The following is a 21,628-nucleotide window of genomic DNA, read 5'->3' as shown; positions in this document are numbered from 1 at the left end:
ATGAGGACGCCCAGACATTTTAATATTCTCCTTTACTTTTCAGGTAACTCTAGCATAACTTTAGAAAAATGGTATAATTTCAGGAGAATTGAGGTTTAGAGTTCCTCAAACGGGTGAGTTTTTGAAGACTCACCAGGAAGAAAACCTGGGACGGGTGGCTGCGGAGTCAACATTGCGATCGCTCGTAACTCAACTCTTAAATTCTGGAACGAGTCTGGAACAGGTGGCACAAATGATGAATTTATCAACCTTGGAAGTGAGACGATTGGTACGGGAAAACTTTTGATCGATCGCACTTTTCCCAGATATCCAGGATAGTGCGATCGATGTATGGCACAAAATGTGAACAGTCAACAGTCAGGACTCAACTATTAGCTAATGACTAGAGAGGCTTATTAGTAGGTTTAAAACCCTGCTTTTGAAAATAGGTTCTAAATACCTCTTGAGCAATTGGTGCCGCCGATACAGCACCATATCCTCCGCCTTCAACGATAACTGCGATCGCAACTTCGGGTTTGTCAGCGGGAGCAAAACCCACATACATAGAATTGTCAGGATGACCGGGCATTTCCACCGTCCCAGTCTTACCAGCACTTAAAGGAATAGTACCGTCATTCATGGCGCGGCCTGTACCTTTTTTCACCACGTCAATCAATCCCTGGCGAACTACATTTAAAGTTGCAGGCTTAATACCTGTTTTGATTTTTTCAGTAACAGGCGTATTGGTTTGAGAAGCCAACAAATGCGGCTGCACTCGCCAACCACCGTTGGCAATAGTTGACACCATCACCGCCAATTCTAGGGGAGTACAAAGTACCAAACCTTGACCGATCGACATTGTTACCGTATCGCCAACGTACCAATCTTCCCCATACATTTTCTGTTTTTCTGCTGGGATCGGAACTTGACCGTGATTGGCGCCGTCTATCCCCAAAAGGTCTAAATTAATAGTACCGCCAATGCCCATTTTTTTAGCCCATTTCGCCATTTGTTCGGGGCCGGCAGCCATGCCTACTTGATAGAAAAACGTATTGCTGCTGTAGGCTAAAGCATCGCGGAAACCGATAAGGCCGTAACCGGCGCCGTGTTCGTTAAAGGAAATTCCGCCGATGTTAATTGAAGCAGAACTTACCAAAGTCGAGTCAGGAGAAAACTTGCCCGACTCCATCCCGGCTACAGAAGTGACAATCTTAAAAGTGCTGCCCACTGGATAGCCTTGAACTGCCCGATTTAAAAATGGTTTGTCTGGCCCTTGCAGTCGATCCCATTCTTGTTGAGTTACCTTGCGGGTGAAAATATTGGGATCGAATGTCGGCCAACTAGCCATTGTTAAAAGAGCTCCGGTTTTCACGTCGATCGCCACAACTGCACCCAGGCGATCGCCCAAAGCTTTTTCCGCAGTTTTCTGCATATCTAAATCTAAAGTTAGCTGCACCGGTTTGCCGGGAATAGGGTCTTTTACACCTAAATCTTGGATTTCTTCGCCCTTAGCATTTACCTCGATTAAACGGTTTCCCCAAACGCCCTCTAAAGTTGAATTGGCTAATTTTTCCACTCCCATTTGACCGACGATCATCCCCATCGGATATGCAGGATTAGCTTTTAATTGATCTAAAGTAGCTTCGCCGACGTATCCCAAAACGTGAGCTGCTAATTGCTGGTTGGGATTGTCTCGGCTCGATTCTACGCGAATTTCAACTCCCCGCAAAGCATTACTTTGTTCTCCCAAAGCGACGAAAGTACCGACATCGATATCCTTACTAATTCGCACTGGTAGGGCCGATCTGTAGCCAACTCCATCGATTTTTTTGATAATTTCGGCAGCGGGAAGTTTGACGATCGGACCCAGTGTAGCGGCAATCTCCTGCCACTCCTTGGCCGATCGCTCTTTTGGCCACACATAGACCGATCGAGATACGCGGCTGGCCGCAAAAATTTTGCCGTTGCGGTCTAAAATTTGACCGCGATTCGCTGGGACTGAAACAGGACGAATGCGGTTATTTTCCGCCCGCTGTCGGTTGTAGGCTCCCTGTATCAGTTGCAGTTCGGCTAGACGAAATATCGGCAGCGTCACCAAGGTAGTGACTAGCAGCATAAAAATCATAACTTGGAGCGATCGGCTGCGTTGCCGTGAAGCATTGTCCAAGCCATTTTTGTCTAATCGGACTTGAGAGTTAAAAGAAAAATCGCCAGCCATATTAATTAATCTGCTATTTTTATTCAACTAACAGGTTGATCTGGTTGCGATCCGGATTATTTGGCGGAGGATACACCTATGATAACTTCTAACTCTTTAGTGACAGACATAAATTCTGTCGATTGGTAGAGGAATCAGCGGTTTTTTTTGATTAAGGTAGAGCTTAAATATCAGGTTTTATTGACAATTCAACTGTTAAGGAGGTAGGGGCGCTGTGGAACCGATCGATTTTTTGATTGCTTGGCTGGTGACGGGCAGCAGCTTGCTGCTAATTTCTCAACTCCCGATCGGCGTAGAAATTGACAGCACACCGAAAGCAGTAATTTCCGCTGCGGTTTTGGGAATGTTGAATGTTTTAATTTTGCCAATTCTAAAAGCAGTTTTTTTCGTGCCGAACCTGCTGACGCTGGGGTTGCTTTCCGGCGTGTTTGCTTTTGTAATGAACGTGATTGTTTTTGCCTCGGCGGCGAAGCTAGTTGAAGGATTTAGTTTGCGGATGGGCCTTTGGAGCGCGGTACTGGGCGCGATCGCCTTGGCTGTAGTTAGCAGCTTTATCAACGGCGCACTGATTTAGCAACTCCCCTAGAAAAAGGGCGATAGAAATCGCCCGATATTTCCACGCCTTACCTGGCGCGTTTCGTTTGCCTAAAAGCGATTTCTGTCGCCGAATATTTCTTTTCGCTTCTTCCTTCTCCCTTGTCCCATCTTCCCTATTCCTTCTCCCTTCTCCCTTGTCCCATCTTACTTCTCCCATCTTACTTCTTCCATCTTCCATCTTCCATCTTCCATCTTCCTTCTTCCATCTTCCTTCTTACTTCCCAATCACCGACTTATAGGCTGTCACCTTAATATCAATCCCAGTAATATCTGTGCCGACAACAACAGCCGTCGCTCCCAAATCCAATGCTTTTTTAGCCATTTCCGGCCCAGCGATCCCGCCTTCGCAGATAACGGGAACCTTAAGCTTTTCTACCATTTCCGCAAGCAAATCAAATCCGGGCGGCGAGAAATTTTTCGTCTGGGCAGTGTAGCCAAAAAGAGTAGTTGCTACAGTATCGGCACCAGCTTGGGCTGCCGCGATCGCAGCTTCTATTGTATCTACATCCGCCATCACTAATTTGCCCAATTCGCTGTGAATTCGCCCGATTAATGTCTTTAACTCTTCGCCAGCAGGACGGTTTCTCAAAGTAGCGTCAACGGCGATAATATCTGCTCCAGAAGCGGCGATCGCCCGCGCGTCTTCAAACCGAGGAGTAATGTATATCTCGCATCCCGGCAATTGCTGCTTCCAAATCCCAATTATGGGAGCGGATACCTGTTTTCGCACCGCTGCAATGTGAGCCGGAGTGTCAATCCGCACGCCCGAGGCACCTCGATTGATGGCGGTTCGAGCCATTGCCACAATTACGATCGGATCGTGCAGCGGCGAATCAGCAGGTGCTTGACAAGAAACAATTAACCCTGTAGGAATTTGACAATTAATCATGGGGAATGGGGAATGGGGAATTGGGAATTGGGCGGAGCGAAGCGGAGGGATGGGGCATGGGAATGGGCCTTTTTTTGTAATTTATTCCCTGTCGGCTATTCAACTCAAATAAGCGTTAAGTTTTGGTAGTAATTTATCGACAATTGGTTTAAATTTGCTTACTTCTTCGCTTGTGATAAGTTGTCTAGCATAGGCTCATGTTAACCAGTTTACTGTTTCGTACAAAGAGCCTCTGGCAATTTTTACACAACGCCGACTATCTCGGTCAATATAACGAACTCTTGCTTCAGCCATATTATCACAGACACTATCAGCAGACATAACGATCTGTTTGCCGATCCTATCTTTTGTGAAGTAATCCCATTTTTTTACAATCTTCCAAATCTCATTCGCCCAACTTTCCGTCAACTTATAAACCTCTAATGCCTCAAAATCAGGTTTTCCCATAATTGCCTCAAAAACTCAATTATATATTAAATGTCCGATGCTTTTAGACCCAATTCCCAATTACCCATTACCAATCCCCGCCATTAAAGAAATAATTTTGTCGAGCAAGTGTTCAGGGTGAATCGGTTTAGCCAAACAATCGTTAGCTCCCGCTGTCACGGAAGATATCTCATCTGCGGGAATCTCCTTAGCGCTTAGAGCCAGAATTTTAATATTTTCAGTAGCGGGTCTTTGGCGCAGTTGGTGAATTATTTCGCAGCCATTCATACCGGGCAAACGCATATCGACAATCACAGCATTCGGCTGCAAAAGTTCAATTTGTTCCACCGCCGCCGAACCTTCAATCATCCACACCACTTGCAGTCCTGCGACTGTCAGGATCTCGCAAATCAGCATGGCAGTTTCTTCATCTTCTTCGACGAGCACGAGGCTGCCCTGCAAGGAGGAAGAATGCAGCGGTAAAGATGAATTCGATTTTTCATATGTGAATTTTGTGGATTCATCTTTGCTGAGAGTTTGGATGGGTATAAAAACGGTAAAAGTAGAGCCGACATCAACTGTAGAGCTGACTTCGATCGCACCGCCGTGAAGCTCTACTAACTGTTTAGTTAAAGCCAATCCCAGACCGGTACCGCCGTATTCGCGGCGGTAGGGGGAATCCAACTGCTGGAATTTTTGAAACAAAAGCGATCGCTGATTTTCGGGAATTCCAATGCCGGTATCTTTGATTTGAAAAACAGCGGTGCTGCCAGCAGGTGCAATACCGGGATGCCGAACAGCAGGCGTTCGATTTTTATCTTCTGTAACCCAAACTCGCAGGATGACTTGCCCGCCTTCGGGAGTAAATTTTATCGCATTTCCTAAAAGATTGAATAGAATTTGTCTCAAACGGCGCGGGTCAGCGGTGAAGCGATCGCACTCTTGTTTGATCCGCTGTTCTTGCACCAGTTTCACGCCTTTAGCCACAGCTTTTTCTTTTAGGGCGTGCAGGCTCTGAGAAGCTAATTTAGAAATAGAAAATTCACTAATTTTTAATACTGCTTTTCCCGCTTCTACTTGCGATAAATCTAAAATATCGTTAATTAATTCTAATAAGTGGTCGCCGCTGTCTCGGATAGTTTGCAGGTACTGCCGCTGCTTTTGCACCGGCACTTGTTTGCTGCCAACTTTGCCGTAAGACCACCGCAGCAGGGTGTCGGAAATCCCGATGACGCAAGTGAGGGGAGTCCGCAATTCGTGACTCATAGCTGCCAAAAATTCGCTCTTGGCGAGGCTGGCAGACTGGGCAGCGACCAGTGCATCGCGCAGTTCTTGCGTGCGCTCTATTACGCGCTGTTCTGAGGTGCGCTTTTGCTGCTGGACTTCTGCATAAAGTTCGGCTTGGTAAATGGCGATCGCCAAATGTTCTGCTATGTGTCGCAAAAATGTTTTTTTGCTTTCTTCCCACTCCCGAAAAGTACACTGGTGGGCAATTAGCAGCCCCCACAATTCGTCTTGAACTACGATCGGCACTAGCAACTTCGCCCGCACCTTCGCCCGCCGCATCAACTCTAAAAAACAAGGCTGCGAAGAGTAAGTTTTTTCCACATCCGCGACGCACAAAGCCAAACCTTTGCGATATTTCTCTCTGTCAATGACTCCATTGGTAAAACACTGCGCGCCTTCACTAAAATTCAGTACAGACGAGATAGCTTCGCTGGCTAAAGCTTCGTAGGTGACGCGACCTAAATAGAAGTAAGACCCGGAATTTTTTGGGGTGGTTTCGCCAGACCCAGAAACCGCCGCAGGTATTTCTTTACCTAACTCGTTATTGTGCGGCGCTGGGACTTTTTCAAATTGATAAATTAACAGACGATCTACTTCCAAAAACTCTCGCACTCGCTCGACTGCTTTTGACAAAATTACAGGCAATTCCAAGCTCTGGCGGATTTGAGTTGTCACCTGATTCAAAAGTCGCTCTTGTTCGAGCTGCTGCTGCAAAGCATCTTCCACCGGCTGACACAATGAAATGCAGGGACTCGTAATTTGTAAGTGATTGACTGCTTCCGAAATCTGGCGCTTCAGCGTTTCGGAATCTATCAGTTTGGGCGCGGATTTTCCCTGTATTTCTGTTTGGGTGTGTAGGGGCGGGCGACTGTTTTGGCTGGCATTGTCTGCGAGAATCTCCAACAAATTTAGGGTGAATTCGCTTTGAAGAACGGCAGAGTTTGGCTGTATGTTTTTAATTGCTTGTTTCAGGGCGCGAAGGTCTACTTGCCGCGAGGGTGCGGGTGTTATTTCTGCGAGTTTGTCTGCGAGGGGAGAGAGGAAATTGGCGATCGCCCCAGGATCGAAAGTCAACTGCACATTCAATTGCGAATTGAGATTTTTTTCGCTGTGCTTGTGTCCGTTTATTGCGAACTCATCTAATAGATTGCCCCGCAGCAGCGCGCTAAACCCATCGGATACCACTGCTGCAAATCTTTCCGACGAGTTTTCCAGATCTTGAGAATCAGCGAGCGCATCGTCTGCCAGCCAAATCGCCCCGGGCATTTCAGCCATTTGCTGTAACAACTGGTAAGCAGCCTCAAACGTTGCTAGCGGCAAAGTCCGACTTAAGGTTTTGAGTTTCAATCTAGATATTTTCCCGGTTGTTTTAAAGAACAAAATTTGAATGCCCCTGTTTTGGGGACGGAACCCGGGGCGCGGGAGGGGCGGCCGCTCCAACAGAGTTGAGCAGACTGGAGATCGAAGTAGTCAGAAGCCAGGGTCTCGTCAGGCCCAGGAGCCAGAAAGCTTATTTCTCCCTATAGTTGTCATTACTTTAAACAATCTTATTCCAGTATAATATTAATATATAATTTGTTAACTTCTACTTAACACTATCCGGGTAAATGAGCAATCCAACTCAACTCACCCCCGATTTCACGATCGGACATCTGCCGTGTCACCACTTCCAAGTGAGTGCTGCAACTCCAGGACAGGTAGTGGCTGAAAGATTCGAGCAAGAACCCGACCTGCCGGGAGTCATTATTACTCATGAATCACAGGTATTGGGCATGATTTCTCGCGTCAAATTTCGAGAGCACATGAGTCTTCCCGATCGCGTAGAACTTTACGGGACGCAGCCTATTCGAGCATTGTTAGATTTTATTAGAATTCCGCCTTTGCTGCTTTCGGAAAACTGGAAAGTTGACGATGCCGTGCAAGCGTCTCTCAACAGGCACAAAGACTTGATCTATGAACCGATTATTGTGGTAATGGAAAACCGGACTTACCGCCTTTTGGACGTTCATACTCTGGTAATTGCTCAGTCAAAAATTTTAGCGCAAGCTAACAAAATTATTCAAAGATACCGAGTAGAAAGACATAAATATCAGGCGATAATTCAACAAGAACAGGCAAAATTTCAGGAATGCAATGAACTTTTAAAAGCCCAACAACGTCAAACAGAAAAATCGCATATTAATCCCAGTAACCAAGTAGCAATGATCAAACAAGCTGAAGAAATTGCTCACATGAATCAGCGATTTATGAAGATTGCGAAATTGATTTCTTCGGAAGGTCGCCAAGCATTTCAAGCTACTTTTCAAGGTGCTAATTCTATTTGCAACAATACAGATAAAATTTTGGGCGTTGGCAAAGCAATAGCTAATGATTTAGAAACGGTTAACCGCACTTCTCGAACCATCCGGGAGGCGATCGAACAAGTCAGGCATTTAGCAGTACAGGTGGCTGTAGTTACCAATCAAATGGGAAGTCAGCCCAGCGGTCTGAGCCAAGTGAGTCTGGAAATTGGCAGACTGGCAAGTAAAACTTTTGAATTGGGAACTCAAATGGAGCAAATTGCCAGCCGGTTTAAACTTCGCGTTCACGAACTCACGGAGGCAGCAAGAGCGGGTGCGAATGTGGCTAAATCCGTGACCATTAAGATCGATCGCGCGGAAATGGCGCTGTTAGAGTTAGAGGAATTAATAGCGGAAAAAGATTTCAATTCACAGACCGGTATCAAACAACCTTTGGGAGTCAGAAAAAGTGTTACCGCTGATTCTTTAGTTAAAGATATAAAAAACGCTGAAGTCGCGGTTTCTGAGTTGGAACACATAGTTCAGCAACAAGATTCATCGCAATATTTGATTCAAAAAATTCAGCAGGCGCTGAAGTCAAAAAAACCATAAAGTACCCTGGAGAATTTGATGAAACATTGGGACAGGTAAAAAAATCTAATAATAATTTACCATCACACTATATTCAAAAATACTATTTGTTAGACTGAGGGTAGGAAAATTTCAAATAAACTAGGAAAAAGGTTATTTAACTATCCCAATAATTCGATAAGAAGTCAGTCACTAACATAGATTAAACAACAGGTTACGCTTATGAAAATTCTGCTGGTAGAAGATGACACAATGACAGTCAGGTTGCTTACCCAAGCGCTGAACTCTCACAATTACAATGTTAATGTTGCAGCAGACGGTGAAACAGCCTTGCAGTTGGTGCAGGCATACGATTACGACCTGATTGTTTTGGATGTGCTGATTCCTAAACTCGACGGCATTAGTTTGTGTCGGAAATTGCGGGCGTCGGGCTGCCAAATGCCGATTTTACTGCTAACAGCGCTAGATAGCAGCAACGATCGAGTCCAAGGTTTAGAAGCGGGTGCAGACGATTATGTGGTCAAACCCTTTAATCTCGAAGAATTAATCGCTCGAATTCGGGCTTTGCTGCGCCGGGGTAAGGCAACTTTGTCGAGTACAAATTTGAGCTGGGAAAAACTGCAAGTCAACCCGGACACTACGGAAGTAACTTATGGGGAAAAAGTGCTGCACTTGACTCCCAAAGAGTACAATTTGCTAGAACTTTTCCTGAGAAATCCCCGGCGCATTTTCAGTCGCAGCGCCATCCTCGATCGCATTTGGTCGGCCGGCGAATTTCCTCAAGAAGAAGCCGTTACCGCTCACATCAAGGGGCTGCGGCAGAAGCTGAAAGCAGCCGGGATGACTGTAGATTTAGTGGAAACCGTGTATGGATTGGGCTATCGGCTCAAAAGTCTGCCGGAGGATATTGAAAACCAAAAAGTTGTGCAGGAAACGGCAAAAACTGCTAAAACTCCAGAGACTTTATCTCCTGAATCCAGCGGGTCTAGCCGGGAATTAAACAATGACGAACGCCGCCTCAAAGTCATGAGTGTGGTTGCCCAAATGCAGGGTAATTTAAAAGCTAATTTTATAGAAAAAGTGGCGGTATTCGAGCGCGCGATCGCTCAACTGAAAAACGGAAGCTTGGAGGGCGAACTGCGCGAGGAAGCCCAAACTCAAGCTCACAAATTAGTCGGTTCTTTGGGAACGTTAGGGCTGCCGAAAGGTTCGGAAGTTGCGCGCCAGATAGAACATTTGTTCAAGGCGGAAAACATCTGGAAACCGGGGACGGATCGGCAGATTGAGCGATTTCTGCATAAGCTCAAACAAATATTCGATCGCCCGTCGCCCGAACCAGAAGGCGATTTGGTTCCTGCGGTTTCCCAAAAGCGCCGAATGCTGATTGTTGACGATGATACTTTTGGAAGCGATCGACTCAAAACAGTAGCATCCGGTTCCGACTTTCAGATAGAAGTCGCCAACTCTCCGCAAGCGGCAAGAAATGCGATTTCTCAACAGCCTCCCGACGCGATTTTGCTGGATTTGACATTTTCCAGATCTCAGGAAAACGGACTTTCTCTCTTAGCCGAACTCCGCATTGAAAAGCCCGAAATTCCGGTGATGGTTTTTAGCGAGCAAAATCAATTGAGCGATCGAATAGAGGTTGCTCGTTTGGGAGCTTCGGGCTTTTTACACAAATCTATGCCCCCAGCAGATATACTCAAAGCAGTCGCCCAGCTAATCGACCAGACTGGTCCTGCTGAAGCTAAAGTTATGGTGGTAGACGATGACGTGCATCTATTGGCTGCACTGCAAGTGATTCTAAAACCTTGGGGATTTCAAGTAACAACATTGGACGATCCCGAAAAGTTCTGGGAGGTACTCGAAACGACTTGTCCGGATTTGCTAATTTTAGATGTAGAGATGCCCGGTTACAGCGGTATCGAGCTGTGTTTGGCAGTTCGCAACGATTTGCGCTGGAGCCAGCTCCCCGTGCTATTTTTGACAGCTCATTCCGAATCGGAAATAGTGCGCCAAATGTTTGTCGCAGGTGCTGACGACTACGTGAACAAGCCGATCGTCAAACCGGAATTAATTGCTCGCCTCCTGAATCGTTTGGAGCGAACTCAACTGAGGAACAGACTGGCTCAGGCACAGCGTTAATCCATTTTAGATTTAACAAATTAAATAATTAAAAAATTGAAGCATTGGGAATGACTGATCGGATCTGGGTTTCGATCGCTGACTTATAGCTGTATTCTTGTTTTAAACTGGTATAACTCGGAGGAAATATGCAGTGCGTGTCCGAAACAGATCGGGAAGCCTTAGCCAAGACTTGGGATTGTTTGATTGTGTGATTCCGACGCGGTGCTGTTGATTGATGCTTGCCCGCCAATCGAGGACACAGGCTAATTTAGAGAAGTATTAATCAGATGAAAGCAATGGTATTGCCCTCAGACACAGACCATCTCAATGACAGCAACTGCGAACTAATTTACGCTCCGGCTTCGATTCAACCTCACGGCATGCTTTTGGTTCTGGAATTTCCTGTGTGGAAAATTTTGCAAGTTAGCAACAATACTTTTGAGGAACTCGGCATTTACCCAGAAGAACTTGTGGGCAAATTTTTACATGAATTTGTCGAGGCTGAGGCAATTGAGGCTATAGAAAAAGCTTTATTTGAAAAGAATCATCACTCTAACGGTATCAGATTATCCTTCAAAAGTCAAAACCGCCAGTCTTTTTTTCATGGAACGCTGCATCAATCTAGTTCAGCATTAATTGTTGAATTAGAGTCGGTTGTTTCCCCAACAGCTAGCGATAGTTTTAATTTCTACCGTTTAGTCGAAGAGCCGATCGACAAAATCCACAAAACAGCCAACCTGCAAGTGCTGTGTCAGACAGCAGTGGAAGAAGTGCGGAGGATGATCGGTTTCGATCGAGCGATCGTCTATCAATTTGATGCCACCGGGGCGGGGGAAGTAGTCGCCGAAGACAAAGTAGAAAGTTTGGCTCCTTTATTGGGACTGCACTATCCGGCTACCGATATTCCTCCCCAGACAAGAAACCTGTTCACCATGAATTTAATTCGGTTTATTCCCGATATTAACTGTCAGCCGATAGAACTAATTCCTCACTGCAATCCGCTGACCGGTCGCCCCCTGAATCTGGGCTTCTCCTTGTTGAGAGCAGTTTCCCCTTGCCATATTCAATATCTCAAAAATATGAACGTTGGCGCCAGCATGACATTGACATTAATCAAAGATCGAAAACTCTGGGGATTGATTGCCTGTCACCACCCAACACGAAAGTATGTCAACTACGAAACAAGAAAGGCTTGCGAACTGCTAGCAAAGTTTGTGAATCTAGAACTTAGCTACAAACAAGACAGCGAAAATTGGGAATATGCAATTTATTTAAAAGAAAATTGCCGTAACTTTATCACCCAAATTTCTCAATCACACTGCTTTGTAGAAGGTTTACTTAAATCCGGAGATGAATTGCTGAGCTTAGTGGGCGCTACCGGTGGAGTTGTGTGTGCCAATGAAAATTTAACAACCATCGGCAAAACCCCGGAATTGCTAGAAATCCAAAAGTTAATTGCTTGGATAAAAACTCAAATAAATAATGATATTTTTCATACAGATTCTCTATCAAAACTGTATCCGCCCTCCGAGAAGTTTAAAGAAGTTGCTAGCGGTTTGCTGGTACTTGCCATGTCCGAAATGCAAAATTATTATATTTTGTGGTTCCGTCCAGAAACAATTCAAACTGTCAACTGGGCCGGCAAACCAGACGGGGAAATTGAAGTGCAACCGGATGGCAGCCGGCCGCTGTCTCCTCGCAATTCCTTTGACTTGTGGCAAGAAACTGTGAGGTTAAAATCTTTGCCTTGGCAGCGGTGCGAAATCGAAATAGCCCGAGAACTCCGAGTTGCTATTACTAGCATGGAGTTGCGGAAAAAAAATCAGCAGCTTAGCTTAGCTTTGTCCGCTACCAAAATCGGATTTTGGGACTGGGACTTGCAGAAAAATCACATTGTTTGGTCGAGGGAACACGAAGAGTTATTTGGGTTTGCCCAGGCAACTTTTGACGGAACTTATCAAATGTTTGTAGCTTGCGTTCACCCAGAAGATTTAAACAGTCTTCAGAATGCTGTAAATCAGGCCCTGGCCCAGCGATCGGATTACTGTCACGAATACCGCGTGGTTTGGCCCGACGGCAGCATTCACTGGATTGAGGGGAAAGGCAAGTTTTTTTACAACGAAGCAGGCGATGCAGTGCGGATGGTGGGGACAGTTAGAGAAATTACCGATCGCAAAGCTAGAGAATTACAGTTGCGCCTGTTGGAATCAGCAGTCACCACCACTAACGACGCCGTGTTAATTACCGAAGCTGAACCGATTAACGAACCTGGCCCGCGAATTCTTTATGTCAACCCAGCTTTCACGCGGATGACCGGCTATACGCTAGAAGAAGTTGTGGGCAAAACGCCGCGAATCTTGCAAGGAGAAAAAACAGACCGCGCCAGTCTCAATCGAATTCGGACAGCTTTGGAAACCTGGCAGCCGCTGCGAGTTGACACGATCAATTACCGCAAAGACGGGACGGAATTTTGGGTAGAAATGAGCATTGTGCCCATAGCGGACAAAAATGGTGAGTTTACCCACTGGGTATCAGTGCACCGCGATATTAGCGATCGCAAACTTGCTGAAGCCGCCCTCCAACAGCTCAACGAACGGTTAGAAATGCGAGTTTTGCAGCGAACCAGAGAACTAGAAAGCTCTCAAGCAGAACTGCGGGAAAGCGAAGCTTTATTTCGCTCTCTGAGCGAGAGTTCCCCCGTCGGCATTTTCAAAATCGATGCTGAGGGGAAATGTACCTATACAAATCCCCGCTGTCAAGCAATTGGCGGCTTCGCACCGGCAGCAGCTTTAGGAGACGGCTGGATGCAGTTTGTTCACCCGGAAGACATCCAACTAATTCTGTCTAAGTGGTCCCAATCGCAATCGCTAGATGGGGAATTTTCCTGCGAATTCCGCCACATCCAGCAAGACGGAACAATCCGGTTTTGTCGGCTTAAAACTGCTCCGATTTTTTCCGACAGATCTCAACTAATCGGTCACGTCGGCACAGTCACAGATATCACAGAAAGTCGGGCAATTGAAAAAATGAAAAATGAGTTTATTTCGATTGTCAGCCACGAACTGAGAACTCCGCTTGCCTCCATTCGCGGTTCTTTAGGTTTGCTGGCGACTGGGGTACTGAAAAATCGACCGGAAACTGCCAAACAGATGTTAGAAATCGCTTCGAGCAATACTGAACGGTTAGTGCGTTTGGTCAACGATATTCTAGACTTAGAGCGGCTCGATTCGAGCCAAGTTACCCTCGTCAAGCAGTGGTGCGATGCCCAGGTTTTGATGCGGAAGTCTGCTGAAGCTGTACTTGCTTTGGCTGCGGAAAATAACATTGATTTGTCAATTTTGCCCGAAACGGCAAAAATTTGGGCTGACCCCGACAGGATAGTTCAACTGCTGGTAAATTTGTTGAGCAATGCGATTAAATTCTCGGCTCCGGGGAGTACAGTAACTGTCAGGGTGGAAGATTTGGGCGATTCTCTACGGGATAGCTACGCTTCACGGATTTTATTTGAAGTCAAAGATCGAGGCCGGGGGATTCCTGCTGATAAACTAGAAACTATCTTTGGACGGTTTCAACAGGTCGATGCTTCTGACTCCCGCCAAAAAGGAGGTACGGGTTTGGGTTTGGCTATCTGTCGCACCATCGTGCAGCAGCACGGCGGCAGAATTTGGGCCGAAAGTGTTGTCTCAGAAGGCAGCAGTTTCTATTTCACAGTGCCTGGACCGTTGGAAGGCTAAGGGGGCAAAACTTGGGAGTTTTGAGATTGCTTTCATTAAGAGAGTGCGAAGGTTAACTTTCCTCACAACGCAAGCCGGGAGTATTGAGTTTGGGAGGAATATATTTCGATTTTTCTGTTCTCGGTTTAAGTAGGTGAGCGGCAAAATATAGCAACCGTTCCAGACGATTAGGACGTTTTTAATTGCTGAAACTCTTAATTTTATTGCTTCTTCCTGCTGCTATATCTGTGAATAAAGCGGGTTGATGAGCCAGGGTGCATAACTGCTTTTTCAGTTTACCATTATTAATTTAAAATTTGAGTTTTAATTATGTCAGCAAAACGCATTTTGGTAATCGATGATGAAAAAAACCTCTGCAGCGTGATTCAGGCCTGTCTGGAACACTTAGGCGGCTGGACGGTATTAAGCGCGCCCGACGGCAGCCAAGGATTGCTTTTAGCTGAAACTCAACTCCCTGACGCTATTCTGTTAGATGTGATGATGCCGGATATGGACGGACTTACTCTGTTTGGTTTGCTGCAAAACAATGAGGCTACTCGGGGGATTCCGGTGATTCTTCTGACGGCTAAGGTGCAGGCGATGGATTTGAGCGAATTTGCTGATTTGGGGGTAGCAGGGGTGATTGCAAAGCCTTTCGATCCTTTGACTTTGGCACAGCAAGTGGCGGAAATTCTGGGTTGGGAACCGTTGCTTTAAACTGGGGTAAAATGCGATCGGATGATTTGCGATACCACCTCAAAAAAGTTTTGCTACAATTATGTCTCTTATACCAATTATTAAAAGTCCCATATCTTTCTAATGACAAGACATTACCGTTTGCCTGTAGATGCTCGGTTACAATATATATGTAGCTCTATTTTACTGAAGCGGTATTGCTTTAAACGCTGATTTCTTAGAACTTCTAGAAGTCGCCTCATGGACTCGGGGTTTTTTGTTTCTCGCAAAGTCGATCGGCTACTAACATATTTACACGCAGAATAAATACTGTATAAGTTAGGCAGACTTGCCCCAACAAATCGGGTTTTTTAACCCGAGCTCTCAGATGCAGCGAATTTTTTGGTCAACAACCCGGTTTGTGCTAGCTAATCCAGCAATTACCCGCGCTTGCCTCAGAAACCGGGTTTTTTAACCCGCACTCGCGAATGCAGCCAAATTTTTTAGTAAAAACCCCGGTTTCTGCGTAAGAGTTGCAGTTTGTGCTTCGGCCAAAGTATATTCATCAAAAAAATGATTCTCTTCAGAATTTCCTCATATTTTTTAGATAATCTTTACTTCAAGCTCTTGAGTTGAAAGTCGATCGCACTCTCAGCAGCATGCCGCTGGCAAACAACAAACCTGTTGTCAGAGAGGTTCCGGTCAGTAACTGTACTTTCTATTAAGTGGTGCGACAGCACAACCAACCTGAAGAAGTAAGGAGTTACGCACTGTATACCAAACAAACCGGGTTTTTTAACCTGGAAAAACCTGGTTTATGTGCAATTCATTTGAGTGTGGACAGGAGAAATCAATAATAAAAAAATCAATAACTGAGGATGTGATTTGCCCTCTCGAACAACAACATAAAAATAAGTCGCTCATTTTGTCAAGAGCAAAACTCGCAATTATCGCTAACAACCCAAACCAAGTCTGAGTAAGTTTTTGAAAGAGTGTGGAGATTTTTCAAATGTTAGATCGGCTATCTTCTAAATGTAACAACAAAATTCTGTGCTATTACGCAAATGTTACCAGCCTAACTCAGGTAGTTCGGATTGAAAACATTCCAAATTGGTACTTTGAAAGAGTGATGTTTCCGGGACAGCGACTGATGTTTGAAGCTGCTGCTGAAGCAGTATTAGAAATTCACACTGGTGCGGTGGCAAGTGCTATTTTATCGGACAAGATTCCCTGCTACGTGCTGCGGGTTATAGAAGAGGTAAGTTCCGAGAGCGAGCTGGTGATTCCCGAAGAACGATTGGCGCTATTAGCGCGCTAAGATTCAGCAGAAATCACATGAGATCGAGAGCGGCAACAAAAATATTAGTTAACGAGTGTGGAGGGACGGGGAAAATGCAGAAAAATCTTGTCAATATTACCTTAGCTGTAGTCACAGAAGAAGTAGAAATTATCTTGGAGTCTTATCCGACGCATCCCTACCAACAAGCTTTTTCGCCCTCGGGCTTGCGGCAGGATTTAATTGCTTACGTGCTGAGCCGAGTTCCTAATAGATATACTGCGATCGACTCCGGCGAGTCGGTGTCACACCAAACAGTCCAGGTTCGCTGTTCTTCAGAACAGTTGCTGCACATAGAAAATTTGATTCATGCTGGCATTCGCGACCTGCTGCACAGCTATCAGAAGATAGATTACCGCCTTCCTGAACAAGTTAAATTCGGTTCGAGAGTTGCTACTTGGTTTTGATAGTTTGGCGTAATTGAGGGAGATGGTGATGGCAGCATCTCACTTTTGTAAAAAGCGTTTTTTAGGAGTGTTCGCTGTCAGAGCACAGCACAGCCTATATGTCTGGCTTCGCGAGATCGCAGCGAACACTCCTGTGAAAGATCGTTCAGGACTTTTGGTAATCGCAGCAGCGATCGCACGGGCCATTGGGATTGACAGCACAGCGCAGAATTTCCGATCGAGCATTAAAGCGGCAGCTAGCATCTCCGATAACCCAGATGCCGCTGACAAAAGTTCTTTCCGTCGGCGGTGCGGCAGACTGCACGTACAGGGCAATTTTTTGCAATCGGTAGCGGCCGGATTTGAGTTGATAGCGGTGGTGGCGTTCCAAGACAGCGTAGGTTTCTCCCTCTAAATCTAGATAGTTCCCCGGTTGCGGCGTCCAATCCAGCCGAATGCTACCTAAAGATTGGCGGGGGTGAGAGAGAATCACCTCTACAGGTAAAGTATTTTGTTCCATCTGGCGGTGCGTTCGCGACTACACGCTGATGGTATCGCACTCTCCGTTTCGATCGAGACGCGGTGGAGATTCCGCACAGATTTTCAGGGTTTGCGGGACTTGAGGTGCTGGGAATGCGTTCGTAGTGAAGATTTGATTCCTTTGATTTTCCGCAATCAAAATTTCCAAAAATATGCCATTCCTTCCATGATTCCCCAAGCACAAGCAGAACTAGCTAAATAATGATTTTTAGTGCCGCATTCGCGATGCCATTCTAATAGTTCTGACAGAGCATTAGCAACGATTACTCCCCGGACATCCTGTTCAAACATATTGATATCATTGCCAGAATCGCCGCAAACTAATGTTGCTTCAGATGGAATTTGCAGGCGCTTTTGTAAATAAGTAAGGGCATTGCCTTTATTGCTAGTCTGCGGTAAAATATCTACATCGCGATTGCTGCTAAAAATGATTTGAGCTGCCAGTCCCGATTGAGTTAATTTTTGCTGCAATGCCTGGAGAGTCGAGCTGTTTTCTGCTGCTGGTTCCAGACAATAACTGATTTTCCAAGGATTTTGTTCTTTTGGGGATTGGGATTTAAGCTGAGAAAACTGCTGACCTAAAGAGACGATCGCCATTTTATCCCAATCTTGAGAAAGATATTCCGCCCAATCTAAATCGAGGGTTCCATCTTGGTAAATTTCGCTGCCTACACCTGCGATCAAATAGTCCGGTGCTAGCAGTTGCTTTTGGGCAATTAATTCGCAAGTTGAAGCATGAGAACGCCCGGTAGCGTAAACCAAACAAATTTGCGCTCGCTTTGATTGCAAGTGCTGGTTTAAAACTTGAGTTGCTTCGTCATCTCCGACTAGCGTGTTGTCTAAATCTGTAACTAATAAAAACTTCATTTGGGAAATTAGTCATCAGTCATTAGTGATTGGGAATCGATCGCTTCCTAAAATTATTTTAAGTATTTATCAGAATTTGTTAAACCAAGCACATTTATAACCAAACTGATCGTTTAAGATGGGCCAAATTTAATTTTCAACAAGTGGTGTGAGTGTTTTTGTGAATAATTCAACCTCCGTTAAAGCTTTTTGGCTGTCTTTCTTGATTTCTGGTGTGGCGGTGCCTTTGGAGCCGATCGCAGCAACAGCTCAAATTCAGGATACCTTAACTCCTGAAGTTGCGCTAGAGGGTAGTGCCGTCCCTGCTGCTACCCCAGACGCAGCGCCAGCAGCAGGTAAGACTGAGATACCGCAGTTAGCGGCGATAACCGCAGAGACTAACTCAGCAGTCGATCGCGCTTTACCTCAAACAGATACAGCAGTCGATCGCGCTTTACCTCAAACAGATATAGCATGGATCGATCGCGCTTTACCCGAAACAGATGCAGCAGTCGATCGTGCTTTACCTCAAACAGATATAGCATGGATCGATCGCGCTTTACCCGAAACAGATGCAGCAGTCGATCGTGCAACAACAGCCCCAGAAATAACGGAGGCAATTGGCGAATTGCCCCCACAGAAGTTAGAAATTGCAAACTCTCCTGAGTCTCAAAACGTTGCTGAAGCCAGCAAAGTTGCCGACATCAGCAGCGAGACTGGCACCGCTGATGACCTCAGCATACAAGAAGACGCAGCACAAGTCACCTCTGTTTCCCAACTGTCCGACGTGCGGCCAACAGATTGGGCTTTTCAAGCACTACAATCCCTGGTAGAAAGATACGGCTGCATAGCGGGATATCCAGACGGCACATTCCGAGGCAATCGGGCAATGACTCGCTACGAATTTGCCGCCGGATTAAACGCTTGCTTGGATCAAATTACCAAACAACTTGGCGGTTCTACTGGTAATTTAGTCAGCCGAGAAGATTTACTTGCTTTGCAAAGATTGCAAGAAGAATTTGCGGCAGAATTAGCTACATTGCGCGGTAGAGTAGATGCTTTAGAAGCCCGCACAGCAGAATTGGAAGCCAACCAATTTTCAACTACTACTAAACTCAACGGATTTGCTTGGTTTAACCTGACTGGAGCTTTTGCGGGCGATCGAGTCCGAGTTGAAGCGACAAATGGAAAAGCTGCTGCGCTCGATCGAGTAGCCGGACGAGATCCTGTCACCAACAGACCGATCGTGCAGAAAGTTGACGACCCAGAAATCACTTTCAGCCAGTTAGTTTGGTTGACCCTCACTACTTCGTTTACAGGGAAAGACGAATTGATTACACAGCTAGCTGTAGGTAACGGCAATTCCCCAGCCAACCAGTTTACTTCGGTGGGTTTTTTCAATACATTCGGCACTCCTTTTCTCGATCAAACTGCGGGAGGAAATCCCAATGAAGTTGTCTTGAGGGAACTTTCCTATCGGTTTCCGGTTAGTAACAGCTTGCAAGTAGTAATCGGGCCGAGGATTAATTTCTACCGCTACTTCGACAACAATAACTTTAACTTTTTCGTAGACGGTGCGAGCAGCTTTAATTCTAACAACAGTCCTTTGTTAAGCGCTACCAGACGCGGTGCGGGTGCTTTGGTTTTGTGGGATATCGGCCGCCCATTGAAACTCCGCTTTGGCTATTTGGGCGAGAGTACGGAATTTTTGCCCACTTCCGTGTTTAATTCGGCTTCCAATCCGTCTCAAGGATTGTTTGGCGGGACAAATACGACTACAGCAGAATTAACATTCAGTCCGAGCGATCGGGTTAATTTGCGCTTTTTGTACAGCCGTTCCAACATCCAGCAAATCGGCGGTTTAATTGGATCTCCTAACAGCAAGCCGTTGAACGGTGTGGCAGATGACGGTTTCGGCGGCCGCCTCGGGAACGCGACTGCGAATACTTACAGTTTCAATTTCGATTGGTCAGTCACTCGCGGCTTTGGTCTTTTCGGCCGCTACGGCTACGCCGAAACCAATATATTTCCCAAGACTAACCGACCTGACGGCACGATCGAAAATCAATCTTATCAGTTAGGACTTGCATTTCCCAATTTGTTCAAAGAAGGAGCTTTGCTTACGGTGTCATATTTAGTACCTTTTGACTTTACTGGCGGTCGGAGGTTTCTGGTTTCTGGCGGAGGGAATGGCGGCACTCAGTACGAAATTGAGGCAACTTATTATTTGCCTCTCACCGACCATATTTCCATCGTGCCGGCATTTTATGCGATCGGCAATCCCAATAATTTCGATAACAACCCGACAATTTTTGTGGGGAATTTGCGGACGCAGTTTAGTTTTTAACTAAACCTAGATTCATATCGTTTCCGGTAGCATCGGTATTATTCAAGGGTGGGCGGTGCGCGAGTATAAATAATCTCATAGTTGGGAATTTAAAGATTTCTTGCGCTCCGCAGCCTATAGATAAATAATTTCGATGTCACCCGATTTGATATAATGAATCACAGACAGCCTTATACCAAAATTACTCAACTCTCTTTTGACGTTGGCACCTCGGCAAAGAAAGGGTCATTTTTTTTAATGGAAGATTTTTGCGCTAGGACATTGAAATTAAAAATCAAGACATTGACTCCTCTCTGGACGGGCGGTGTTGAGGCTGGTAAGGTCGATCGCATTCACGAAACAGGTATCTTGGGTAGTCTGCGCTGGTGGATGGAAGTGCTGGTGCGAGGAGTTGGGGGAAATGCGTGTGACCCAACGGAACAGAAATGTTCGCGCAAAAATGGACTTTGTGATGTCTGCAAAATTTTTGGTGCAGAAGGTCAAAAACGGCAGTTTAGGTTGGAGGTTCAGGAGGTTCAAATCTCTGATACAGTCATTCAGCATCCTATCCAAGCAAATCGCTCCTATACCAATAATCAAGGCAAATCGAAAACACCAACCTGGTATTTTCCAGATCCAACCCGAAAAGATATTAAACCGCAGCCTGCAAATACTCCAAAAACTGGCACACTTATCCTTAAAATCCAGAGCTTACAGCCAGATTTCAATCCAGGAGTTATTGGTGGATTAATTCAATTGATAGCCGATCGTTCAGCTTTAGGTGCGCGTTCCCAAATGGGTTTTGGTGTGATTGAGGTAATGGACGATGATTTATCAAAGCCGATTCGCTTTAATACACAAACTCTCTATAAATGGCTCATTGCTATAGCGGGAAACAAAATCTATCAAGATTTACCTTCGCTACAAAACATCTTCCTGGCACAGATTCAGCCTAAGCACTCAATCGATTCATTTACTGAAAAAGACACTTTTAACTTGAAGTATGACCTCCGGCAACTTTTTAGAACAGATCCTAATGCAAACAATGGAACGAATGAAGATGGAAAATCACGTCCCAAGAAAAAAGATAGAGACAAAGATTTACGTCACTTCATTATGGGCACGGTGGAAGGCGATCGCATGGCTGCCAAAATCAAAATCTCCCGTGCCTACGATGATGACAAGCTAATGCGCGTGTGGGGTTGGGTTCCTACACAAACAGATGTTTACAAAAATGGCTGGGATAGAGAAAAGATCGTGAATGTTATTTATCAACACCTGACAACAAACTATACCTTGTGCGATTGGCGTGAGATGAATTTAATGAGAGATACTAAAACACCAAATATCATGGATGCAAAGGTGTTTCTGCGTAGCTTGTTGAAATTGCAGGAGGATGGCTGATGCAGTATG

The 21,628-nt window shown here is 45.5% G+C and carries 16 protein-coding genes; 10 read left to right on the top strand and 6 right to left on the bottom strand.

Annotated elements, in window-relative coordinates:
• Positions 1-121 precede the first annotated feature (121 nt).
• Positions 122-286: a hypothetical protein gene (locus QUA80_RS20120; protein ID WP_333426867.1), complete on the top strand. Its 165-nt coding sequence runs from the start codon at positions 122-124 to the stop codon at positions 284-286.
• Between the two features lie 96 nt (positions 287-382).
• On the opposite strand, the gene mrdA is transcribed toward QUA80_RS20120, so the two are convergent.
• Positions 383-2,197: a penicillin-binding protein 2 gene (gene mrdA, locus QUA80_RS20115; protein WP_333426866.1), complete on the bottom strand. Its 1,815-nt coding sequence runs from the start codon at positions 2,195-2,197 to the stop codon at positions 383-385.
• A 214-nt stretch (positions 2,198-2,411) separates the two neighbouring features.
• Between mrdA and QUA80_RS20110 the strand changes: the two genes are divergently transcribed.
• Positions 2,412-2,771, top strand: a complete 360-nt coding sequence (locus tag QUA80_RS20110; RefSeq protein WP_006635567.1) for a phage holin family protein — start codon at positions 2,412-2,414, stop codon at positions 2,769-2,771.
• A gap of 237 nt (positions 2,772-3,008) precedes the next feature.
• On the opposite strand, the gene QUA80_RS20105 is transcribed toward QUA80_RS20110, so the two are convergent.
• The 3 genes from QUA80_RS20105 to QUA80_RS20095 all read right to left on the bottom strand — a co-directional run bounded on the left by QUA80_RS20105 (position 3,009) and on the right by QUA80_RS20095 (position 6,743).
• Positions 3,009-3,683 carry an N-acetylmannosamine-6-phosphate 2-epimerase gene (locus tag QUA80_RS20105; protein ID WP_333426865.1) on the bottom strand — a complete coding sequence of 225 codons (675 nt, stop codon included), beginning with the start codon at positions 3,681-3,683 and terminating at the stop codon, positions 3,009-3,011.
• A gap of 195 nt (positions 3,684-3,878) precedes the next feature.
• Entirely contained in the window at positions 3,879-4,130 is a 252-nt protein-coding gene (locus QUA80_RS20100) for a four helix bundle protein (protein WP_333426864.1), read from the bottom strand.
• Between the two features lie 60 nt (positions 4,131-4,190).
• Positions 4,191-6,743 (bottom strand): ATP-binding protein, encoded by a 2,553-nt coding sequence (locus QUA80_RS20095; protein ID WP_333426863.1) that lies wholly within the window; start codon positions 6,741-6,743, stop codon positions 4,191-4,193.
• 260 nt (positions 6,744-7,003) lie between these two features.
• Here QUA80_RS20095 and QUA80_RS20090 point away from each other — a divergent pair, with 260 nt between their 5' ends.
• The 6 genes from QUA80_RS20090 (at position 7,004) to QUA80_RS20065 (ending at position 16,524) form a co-directional block, all read left to right on the top strand.
• Positions 7,004-8,287 (top strand): chemotaxis protein, encoded by a 1,284-nt coding sequence (locus QUA80_RS20090; RefSeq protein ID WP_333426862.1) that lies wholly within the window; start codon positions 7,004-7,006, stop codon positions 8,285-8,287.
• Between the two features lie 201 nt (positions 8,288-8,488).
• Positions 8,489-10,411, top strand: a complete 1,923-nt coding sequence (locus QUA80_RS20085) for a response regulator (protein ID WP_333426861.1) — start codon at positions 8,489-8,491, stop codon at positions 10,409-10,411.
• A gap of 269 nt (positions 10,412-10,680) precedes the next feature.
• Complete coding sequence (locus QUA80_RS20080) at positions 10,681-14,127, top strand: PAS domain S-box protein (protein WP_333426860.1); 3,447 nt, start codon at positions 10,681-10,683, stop codon at positions 14,125-14,127.
• A 309-nt stretch (positions 14,128-14,436) separates the two neighbouring features.
• Positions 14,437-14,823 (top strand): response regulator, encoded by a 387-nt coding sequence (locus tag QUA80_RS20075; RefSeq protein ID WP_333426859.1) that lies wholly within the window; start codon positions 14,437-14,439, stop codon positions 14,821-14,823.
• 967 nt (positions 14,824-15,790) lie between these two features.
• Positions 15,791-16,099, top strand: coding sequence for a DUF1830 domain-containing protein (locus QUA80_RS20070; protein ID WP_333426858.1), 309 nt, complete (start codon positions 15,791-15,793; stop codon positions 16,097-16,099).
• Between the two features lie 74 nt (positions 16,100-16,173).
• Positions 16,174-16,524, top strand: a complete 351-nt coding sequence (locus QUA80_RS20065; protein ID WP_333426857.1) for a late competence development ComFB family protein — start codon at positions 16,174-16,176, stop codon at positions 16,522-16,524.
• Between the two features lie 145 nt (positions 16,525-16,669).
• On the opposite strand, the gene QUA80_RS20060 is transcribed toward QUA80_RS20065, so the two are convergent.
• Together QUA80_RS20060 and QUA80_RS20055 are read right to left on the bottom strand one after the other, a co-directional pair.
• Positions 16,670-17,023 (bottom strand): DUF6464 family protein, encoded by a 354-nt coding sequence (locus QUA80_RS20060; RefSeq protein ID WP_333426856.1) that lies wholly within the window; start codon positions 17,021-17,023, stop codon positions 16,670-16,672.
• 155 nt (positions 17,024-17,178) lie between these two features.
• On the bottom strand, positions 17,179-17,910 hold the full coding sequence (locus QUA80_RS20055; protein WP_333426855.1) for a sucrose-phosphate phosphatase: 732 nt from the start codon (positions 17,908-17,910) through the stop codon (positions 17,179-17,181).
• A gap of 160 nt (positions 17,911-18,070) precedes the next feature.
• Between QUA80_RS20055 and QUA80_RS20050 the strand changes: the two genes are divergently transcribed.
• Complete coding sequence (locus tag QUA80_RS20050) at positions 18,071-20,236, top strand: iron uptake porin (protein ID WP_333426854.1); 2,166 nt, start codon at positions 18,071-18,073, stop codon at positions 20,234-20,236.
• 153 nt (positions 20,237-20,389) lie between these two features.
• Positions 20,390-21,619 carry a type III-B CRISPR module RAMP protein Cmr1 gene (gene cmr1 / locus QUA80_RS20045; RefSeq protein WP_333426853.1) on the top strand — a complete coding sequence of 410 codons (1,230 nt, stop codon included), beginning with the start codon at positions 20,390-20,392 and terminating at the stop codon, positions 21,617-21,619.
• The last annotated feature ends 9 nt before the right edge of the window (positions 21,620-21,628 follow it).

Origin of the sequence: Microcoleus sp. F4-D5, from assembly GCF_036704885.1 — a bacterium.
Lineage (GTDB): Bacteria > Cyanobacteriota > Cyanobacteriia > Cyanobacteriales > Microcoleaceae > Microcoleus.
Note: the sequence above shows the minus strand (reverse complement) of the source record. Positions and strands in the feature narration are given on the sequence as shown.

Bases quoted from the DNA above. Each gene is read 5' to 3' on its own strand.
- mrdA (WP_333426866.1), bottom strand. From the start codon at position 2,197: ATGGCTGGCGATTTTTCTTTTAACTCTCAAGTCCGATTAGACAAAAAT.
- QUA80_RS20105 (WP_333426865.1), bottom strand. From the start codon at position 3,683: ATGATTAATTGTCAAATTCCTACAGGGTTAATTGTTTCTTGTCAAGCA.
- QUA80_RS20100 (WP_333426864.1), bottom strand. From the start codon at position 4,130: ATGGGAAAACCTGATTTTGAGGCATTAGAGGTTTATAAGTTGACGGAA.
- QUA80_RS20090 (WP_333426862.1), top strand. From the start codon at position 7,004: ATGAGCAATCCAACTCAACTCACCCCCGATTTCACGATCGGACATCTG.
- QUA80_RS20085 (WP_333426861.1), top strand. From the start codon at position 8,489: ATGAAAATTCTGCTGGTAGAAGATGACACAATGACAGTCAGGTTGCTT.
- QUA80_RS20080 (WP_333426860.1), top strand. From the start codon at position 10,681: ATGAAAGCAATGGTATTGCCCTCAGACACAGACCATCTCAATGACAGC.
- QUA80_RS20075 (WP_333426859.1), top strand. From the start codon at position 14,437: ATGTCAGCAAAACGCATTTTGGTAATCGATGATGAAAAAAACCTCTGC.
- QUA80_RS20070 (WP_333426858.1), top strand. From the start codon at position 15,791: ATGTTAGATCGGCTATCTTCTAAATGTAACAACAAAATTCTGTGCTAT.
- QUA80_RS20065 (WP_333426857.1), top strand. From the start codon at position 16,174: ATGCAGAAAAATCTTGTCAATATTACCTTAGCTGTAGTCACAGAAGAA.
- QUA80_RS20060 (WP_333426856.1), bottom strand. From the start codon at position 17,023: ATGGAACAAAATACTTTACCTGTAGAGGTGATTCTCTCTCACCCCCGC.
- QUA80_RS20055 (WP_333426855.1), bottom strand. From the start codon at position 17,910: ATGAAGTTTTTATTAGTTACAGATTTAGACAACACGCTAGTCGGAGAT.
- cmr1 (WP_333426853.1), top strand. From the start codon at position 20,390: ATGAATCACAGACAGCCTTATACCAAAATTACTCAACTCTCTTTTGAC.